General features: G+C 64.7%; 5 protein-coding genes. All 5 read right to left on the reverse strand.

Annotation, left to right across the window (positions count from 1 at the left end; all coding sequences use genetic code 11):
- Nucleotides 1–129: 129 nt before the first annotated feature.
- Genes nagE through HU811_RS22805 form a run of 5 tightly spaced genes read right to left on the reverse strand, consistent with a single transcriptional unit; the run spans nt 130 to nt 7,293 of the window.
- Nucleotides 130–1,845, reverse strand: coding sequence for an N-acetylglucosamine-specific PTS transporter subunit IIBC (nagE, locus tag HU811_RS22785; protein WP_186658204.1), 1,716 nt, complete (start codon nt 1,843–1,845; stop codon nt 130–132).
- A gap of 33 nt (nt 1,846–1,878) precedes the next feature.
- Nucleotides 1,879–4,392, reverse strand: a complete 2,514-nt coding sequence (ptsP, locus tag HU811_RS22790; RefSeq protein WP_186658206.1) for a phosphoenolpyruvate--protein phosphotransferase — start codon at nt 4,390–4,392, stop codon at nt 1,879–1,881.
- A 42-nt stretch (nt 4,393–4,434) separates the two neighbouring features.
- Nucleotides 4,435–5,457: an SIS domain-containing protein gene (locus HU811_RS22795; protein WP_186658208.1), complete on the reverse strand. Its 1,023-nt coding sequence runs from the start codon at nt 5,455–5,457 to the stop codon at nt 4,435–4,437.
- Nucleotides 5,438–6,544 carry an N-acetylglucosamine-6-phosphate deacetylase gene (gene nagA, locus HU811_RS22800; protein WP_186658210.1) on the reverse strand — a complete coding sequence of 369 codons (1,107 nt, stop codon included), beginning with the start codon at nt 6,542–6,544 and terminating at the stop codon, nt 5,438–5,440. The genes HU811_RS22795 and nagA overlap by 20 nt, the downstream gene beginning before the upstream one ends.
- A gap of 17 nt (nt 6,545–6,561) precedes the next feature.
- Nucleotides 6,562–7,293 (reverse strand): GntR family transcriptional regulator, encoded by a 732-nt coding sequence (locus HU811_RS22805; protein ID WP_092393602.1) that lies wholly within the window; start codon nt 7,291–7,293, stop codon nt 6,562–6,564.
- Nucleotides 7,294–7,721: the final 428 nt, after the last annotated feature.

The raw sequence follows: 7,721 nt of genomic DNA on the forward strand, positions 1-7,721 counted from the left end.
TTATCCCCGCTGGGCTGCGCAGCAGCCCCCAAGCAGACAGACTCAATTTACCTGACACACCGAAGCGCCGGGTTTTAGGGCTGCTGCGCAGCCCAGCGGGGATAAATCCCCTCGCCACAGAGATTGGGGCTAAGCTTTTACATCCGCCTGACGGCTCAGCACCATCCGCTCCAACGCCTGCCACAACCCCGGCGCTTTCTCCCCTAGCAACAGGTGCCAGACACCGCCCTCCAGCGGGCTGACCCCCTGGCACCCCAGCGCCCTGAGTCCGCTTTCCGACAACCCTTTGCCATCGGCCAAGCGCACGCGCAACCGGCTCATCGCCACACAATCGAGCTGCAACACATTGCCACCACCACCCAGCGCATCCAGCCACTGTTGCGCTTCGGTCCCGGACACGCTGGTCGCTGTGACCGGTTCAACCACCGTGGCCACGGGCGCAGCGGCAGGGCGGTCGGAGGAGGGCAGGGCCAGGCGGATTTCATCGGCGATGCTGTCGGCCATCGGGCCCACCACCACCTGCAAACTTCCACCATTGCCTGGACGCACCACGGCCATGGCGCCCAGGGCCTTGAGCTGCGTATCGGACGCCTTGTTGCGATCCACCATGTCCAACCGCAGGCGCGTGGTGCAGGCGCCGACGGTGATCAGGTTATCGGCGCCGCCGAGTGCTTCGATATAGGCTTCGGCCCGTTGGTTCTGGGCGATGACCGGTTTGTCGCCCGCTGGCACTTCTTCACGCCCTGGGGTCTTCAGGTCGAAGCGGCGTATGCAGAAGTCGAACACCGTGTAATAGATCACCGCATAGACCAGTCCCACTGGCACCACCAGCCAGCCGTTATTCGACTTGCCCCAGCCGAGCACCATGTCGATGAAGCCGCCGGAGAAGGTAAAGCCCAGGCGAATGTTCAGCCAATCGGTGATCGCCATCGACAGCCCGGTGAGCAAGGCATGCAACAGGAACAGCAGCGGCGCGAGGAACATGAAGGCGAATTCCACCGGCTCGGTGACCCCTGTGAGGAACGAGGTCAGGGCCATGGATAGTAGAATCCCGCCCATGACTTTGCGCCGCTGGGGCAGGGCATTACGGTACATCGCCAGGCACGCGGCGGGCAGGCCGAAGAGCATCACCGGGAACATGCCGGTCATGAACTGGCCGCCATTCGGGTCGCCGGCAAAGTAGCGGGTCAGGTCGCCAGTGACCACCGCGCCGGTTTGCGGATCGGTGAAGCTGCCGAAGATGAACCAGGCCATATTATTGAGGATGTGATGCAGGCCGGTGACGATCAGCAGCCGGTTGAACACGCCGAATACGAAAGCACCGAGACTGCCACTTTCCATCAGCAAGGCACCGAAACTGTTGATGCCTTGCTGGATCGGCGGCCAGATCAGGCCGAACACCACCCCCAGGCCCACGGCGCTGAAGCCGGTGACAATCGGCACGAAGCGCCGTCCGCCAAAGAACGCCAGGTATTCGGGCAGCTTGATGTCTTTGAAACGGTTGTACAGCGCGCCGGCCAACAGGCCACTGATGATCCCGGCGAGCATGCCCATGTTGATGCTGGCATCGAGCACCTTCAAGGTGGCGATCATCACCAGATAGCCGATGGCCCCGGCCAACCCCGCCGTACCGTTGTTGTCCCGGGCGAAGCCCACGGCGATGCCGATGGCGAAGATCATCGGCAGGTTGGCAAAAATCGCCTGGCCGGCATCGTGGATGATGGCGATGTTCAATAGATCGGTGTCGCCCAGGCGCAGCAGCAAGCCGGCGATGGGCAGGATCGCGATGGGCAGCATCAATGCCCGGCCGAGGCGTTGCAGCCCTTCGATGAAATGCTGGTACATGGCGTCTCTCCCTTTATTGTTCTTCGACGTGGCTCAGCCCAGGGGCCAGTGTTGATGACAGGCCTGGCGCACGCCGGCGGCACTGCCCAGGTTCAGCAATTCGGCGCTGAGGCGGGCGCACTGGGCGGCGTCGAGGTGACGCACGCGGTCCTTGATTGCGCCGATTTGCGGCGGGCTGACCGACAGTTCGCGGACCCCCAGCCCGATCAGCACCGGCGTCGCCAGCGGATCGGAGGCCAGGGCACCGCACACGCCGACCCAACGGCCATGCTTCGCTGCGCCGGCGCAGGTCTGGGCGATCAGCCGCAGCAGCGCCGGGTGCAGGGCATCGACCCGGGCGGCGAGGCCAGCGTGGTCGCGGTCCATGGCCAGGGTGTATTGCGACAGGTCGTTGGTGCCGATGGACAGAAAGTCCGCGTGCTCAGCCAGTTGTTCGGCCAGCAACGCGGCGGCCGGCACTTCGATCATCACCCCCAATTGCGGGCGCTCGCTCAGGCCCAGTTCGGCGCCGATGGCATCAAGGCGTTGGCGGATGTGCAGCAGCTCGTCGACCTCGGTGACCATGGGCAACAGGATCCGGCAGCGGCTCAACGGACGGGTTTGCAGCAAGGCCCGCAGTTGCTGATCCAGTAGTTGCGGCCGTACCTGGGCCAGGCGAATGCCGCGCAGGCCCAGCACCGGGTTGGCCTCGGTCGGCAGCGGCAGGTAATCGAGCTGCTTATCGCCGCCCACGTCGATGGTGCGGATGATCACCGGCTTGTCGCCCATGGCGTGGAGCACGGCTTGATAGGCCTGGCGTTGTTCCTCTTCGTCGGGTGCGGTGTGGCGGTCGACGAACAGAAATTCGGTGCGCAGCAAACCGACGCCGTCGGCACCGTTCGCCAAGGCCTGGGCTGCTTCGCCGCAGGAGGCGACATTGGCCGCCACTTCCACGGCTACGTCATCGAGGGTGCGGGCCGGTGTGTGGGCGAGGGTTTGTTGCTCGGCGCGTCGGCTGGTTTGTCGGACTTGTTCCTGATGCACCTGGGCCAGGCGCTCGGCCGTGGGTGTGAGTTCGAGGCGGCCGCCATCGGCGTCCAGCACCACCATTTTCCCCGGCGCCTGGGCAAGCAGCGCATCACCCAGCGCCACCAGGCACGGCAGGCCTTTGCCTCGGGCCAGGATCGCCACGTGAGAGGTTGCGCCGCCCTCGGCCATGCACACGCCGGCCACGCCTTGGGCGCTGAGTTGCAGCAGATCCGACGGGGTCAGTTCCTGGGCGGCGACGATGGCGCCCGCCGCGACGTCGAATTGCCAGGCCTCACCCAGCAACACCCGCAGGACCCGTTGGCGCAGGTCGCGCAAATCGTTGGCGCGCTCGGCCAGCAGCGTGCTGCCCAACTGTTGCAGCACCTGGCATTGCGCCTCGATGGAGCGGTTCCAGGCGTGGGTCGCGGCACTGCCTTGTTTGATAAAAAGGTGGGCGGCATCCAGCAACACTGGATCTTCCAGCAGTGCCAGATGAGCGCTGAAGATCGCTTCTTCGTCGCGGTGGCGCCGGGCCTTGGCGTTTTCCAGGGTGAGGTGGATTTCGCCACTGACCTGGGACAAGGCACTGTCCAGGCGTTGTCGCTGCTCTTCGGCGTCATGGCCGCCAGCGTCCTGGGGCAATTGAATGCCATCGAGCCGAACCAGCGGCCCGGTCACCAGGCCGGGGGCGGCACACACGCCCTGGAGCACACCGGCTTCGGCAATACCGCGTTGCGGTTTGATGGCCGGCGCCTCGGCATGGGCTTCTTCCGCCAGGGCTGTGGATAAAGTCGCCAGCAAGGCTTGCAGCGCCGCCTCGGCATCGCTGCCCCGGCAACTGACATGCACTTGCGCCTGTTCGGTAATGGCCAGGCCCATCATCCCCATCACGCTGTCGCAGGACGCCGACTTGCCTTGGAAATGCAGGCGCGAGCGGCTCTTGAAGCCTTGGGCGGTCTGGCGGATCAGCGCCGCCGGTCGGGCATGCAGGCCGCCGCGGTGGGCGATTCGGATCTGACCGAAGACTTCGCTACCGGTGGCCTGGTCATCGTCTTGAGTTTCGCCGGGAGCCTTGGCGAGAATATGCAGCAGCGGCTCGCCGACCTTCACTCCTTTGAGGGTGATGGGCCGCGCCTGGAAGTGTTCGCCATTGGTAATGACCAATAGGCTGACCAGGCTCTTGCAGCGCAGGGCCACTTTATCCACGTCATACCGCAGTAGCGGCTGGCCATTGCTGACCCGCGCGCCTTCCTTGACCAGCATGGAAAACCCGTCGCCCTGCAGCTCGACCGTGTCCAGGCCCAGATGCAGCAGCAGTTCGGCGCCGTTGTCCGCCCGTAGGGTCACGGCGTGGCCGGTGCGGGCGACGTGAATCACTTCGCCGTCGCAAGGCGCGTAGAGGGTGTCGTTCAGCGGGTCGATGGCGATCCCGTCGCCCATGGCGCCGCTGGCGAACACCGCGTCCGGGACATTGGCGAGGGTGAGCACCGGGCCGCTGAGCGGGGCGCTGAGGGTCAGCTCTTTATTATTGTTGGGCATGGGGCGCTCTCATCAGACTCTCTATAAAAGAAAACCGTCGGTTCAGTGCGTACGGGTGACCTTGCTCAGATACCGGGGTTGGTCCGGGTCTAAACCTCGGGCCACGGCCAGGCTCGCGGCCATCCCATAAAAGCTCTGGATCGCCAGGATCGGGTCGAGGGACGGGTGTTCGGCGCGGGTCAGCGTCAGATCGCGTTCGGCGATGTCATCCGGCGCCGCCAACAGCACCCGGGCACCGCGCTGGCGCATGTCCGCGGCCAGACTCAACACGCCAGCCTGCTCGGCGCCGCGCGGGGCGAATACCAGCAGCGGGTAGTGTTCATCGATCAGCGCCATCGGCCCATGACGAACCTCGGCGCTGCTGAAGGCTTCGGCCTGGATCGCCGAGGTTTCCTTGAACTTGAGTGCCGCTTCCTGGGCGATGGCGAACCCGGCACCACGGCCGATCACCATCAGCCGCTGGCAGTCGCGCAGGGCCTCGACGGCGGCGTGCCAATCCTGGCGGGCGGCCTCGCGCAAACCTTCGGGCAGGGCGCTGCCGGCTTCCAACAACTGGGCGTCGTCCTTCCAGTGCGCCACCAGCCGCGCGCTGGCGCTGAGGGTGGCGATGAAACTCTTGGTGGCGGCGACACTGCTTTCGACGCCGGCACACAGCGGCACGCTGAATTCACAGGCCGCCTCCAGAGGCGAATCGGTGGCGTTGACCAGGGCCACGCTCAAGGCACCGCGCTTGCGCAACAGACGCAGGCTGTTCACCAGATCCGGGCTCTGGCCCGACTGGGAAAACCCGAACGCCACCTGGCCGCTGACCTTCAGCGGTGCCTGTTGCATGGTCACCACCGACATCGGCAACGAGGCCACCGGGATGCCCAGTTGTTGCATGGTCAGGTAGGCGAAGTAGCTGGCGGCATGGTCGGAACTGCCGCGGGCGACGGTCATCGCCACTTGCGGTGGCTGACGGCGCAGGCGTCCGGCGACTTCCTCAAGGGTCGGGTCCAGTTGCTGTAACTGGCGTTCGACGGCTTCCCACGAGGCGAGGGCCTCCTCAAGCATTTTTGAAGTCAATGGCTTCTCCTTCGACCATCACGTCGGTCAGGGTCAGGGAACGGTCAAGGCGCACGCAGTCGGCCCAGGCGCCGGGATGCAAGCGGCCGCGCTCGGGCAGGCCGAGGTAATCGGCGGGAAATTGCGACAGGCGCTGGGAGGCTTCGGCCAGGGGCAAGCCGATTTTCACCAGGTTGCGCAGGGCCTGGTCCATGGTCAGGGTGCTGCCGGCCAGGGTGCCATCGGCCAGGCGCACGCCACCCAGGCACTTGGTCACGGTGTGGCTGCCCAGCTTGTATTCACCGTCGGGCATGCCGGCGGCGGCGGTGGAGTCGGTGACGCAGTACAGGCACGGGATCGCCCGCAGGGCCACGCGCATGGCGCCGGGGTGCACGTGGAGCAAGTCCGGGATCAGTTCGGCGTACTGGGCGTGGGCCAGTGCGGCGCCGACGATGCCCGGCTCGCGGTGATGCAGCGGGCTCATGGCGTTATACAAATGCGTGAAACTGCTGGCCCCGGCGGCCAACGCTGCGACGCCTTCTTCGTAACTGCCCAGGGTATGGCCGATCTGCATACGCACGCCTCGGGCGCTGAGGGCGCGGATCAAGGCATCGTGACCGGCGATTTCCGGGGCGATGGTAATCACCCGGATCGGCGCCAGGGCCAGGTAGCTCTCCACCTCGGCCAGCAGTGCGGTGTGGGCGAAATTCGGTTGCGCGCCGAGTTTGCCGGGATTGATGTAAGGACCTTCCAAGTGCACGCCCAAGACCCGGGCGCTGCCGTTTGGGCGCTGTTCACAGAACTCGCCAAGGGCCTTGAGCACGCTGGCGATCTCTTCGCTGGGCGCGGTCATGGTCGTGGCCAGCAGCGCGGTCGTGCCGAAACGCACATGGGTGCGGGTGATGGTTTCGAACGCCGAGGCGCCTTGCATGATGTCCTTGCCACCACCGCCGTGGACGTGCAGGTCGATGAAACCGGGCAGCAGGTAGGGCAGGTCATTGCTGGCCGGATCACAGGGCTGGCCTTCGATGGACACGACTTTGCCGTGCGCATGGATCAGGCGACCGCGAACCCAGCCATTGGCGGTGAGGATGTTGTCTTCGGACATGGGGACTCTCTGATCGTCTAGCGCCGCAGTTCTGCGACAAAGTCGTAGTAGTCATTGCGGCAATAGGTGTCGGTGACTTCGATGGGGGTGTTGTCTTCCAGGTAGCCGACCCGGGTCATCAGCAACATCGCGGTGCCGGGGGCAATGCCCACCAGGGCGGCGAACTCGTCCGAGGCGTTGATCGCCTGGATGTGTTGCAGGGCGCGCACCACCGGCTTGCCGATGCTGTCGAGAAATGCGTAGAGCGAATCACCCACCGCTTGTGGCTTGGGAATGATGGAGGCGGGCAGGGTGCTCATCTCGATGGCCATGACCGTGTCATCGGCTTTGCGCAGGCGCTTGAGCCGCGCGACCTTGTCGGTGGGCGACAGGCCCAGGCGGATCAACTCTTCGTGGGTCGGCGGGGTGATGTCCCGTTCCAGCCATTGGGAACCGGGCACAAAACCCTTGAGTCGGAGCATCTCGCTGAAGCCGCTGAGGCGTGACAGCGGTTGTTCCAGGCGCGGGGTGATGAACGTGCCCGAACCCTGGTTACGGCGGATCAGGCCTTGTTCGAACAGCACTTCCAAGGCCTTGCGCGCGGTGACCCGGGAAATGCCCAGTTGCTCGCTCAAGCTGCGCTCGGACGGCATCGCCTGCTCGGCTTTCCACTGGCCGGCATGAATCGCCGTCTCAAGGTTACGTGCCAGCTGCAGGTACAGCGGCGTGGGCTGGGTGTCGTCGGGGCGCAGGGCCAGGATGTCGTTCATGTCGGTGTCCGATGCGGTTGTTGAGTTGTTTGTCGCTCGGTAAGTGGGGTGGAAGCTAATACCACTTGAATACCATGTCAACGCCGCTTGGCCTGGGTTTAGAGGGGCTATTGGAGAGTTTTGGTGGGGTGGGATTGAAGTGGTATTAGAGGGGGGAGGTTCGAAAGCAAAGATCGCAGCCTGCGACAACGACCGCTGGGTGAACTGGTATTCATCTGTAGGCAATTTCTGACGTTGCGATTTTTTGATTTTATTTTTCGATGCTGACGGGCGGTCGTCCGAACCTACTAAGGCTACCGAGCTGTCGTGGCGAGGGAGCTTGCTCCCGCTGGGGCGCAAAGCGGCCCCAAAACCTGACAACCCGGTGTGTCAGGCAAATTGAGTGGACTGCTTTGGGTCTGCTGCGCAGCCCAGCGGGAGCAAGCTCC

This window comes from Pseudomonas tehranensis (genome assembly GCF_014268615.1).
GTDB classification, from domain to species: domain Bacteria; phylum Pseudomonadota; class Gammaproteobacteria; order Pseudomonadales; family Pseudomonadaceae; genus Aquipseudomonas; species Aquipseudomonas tehranensis.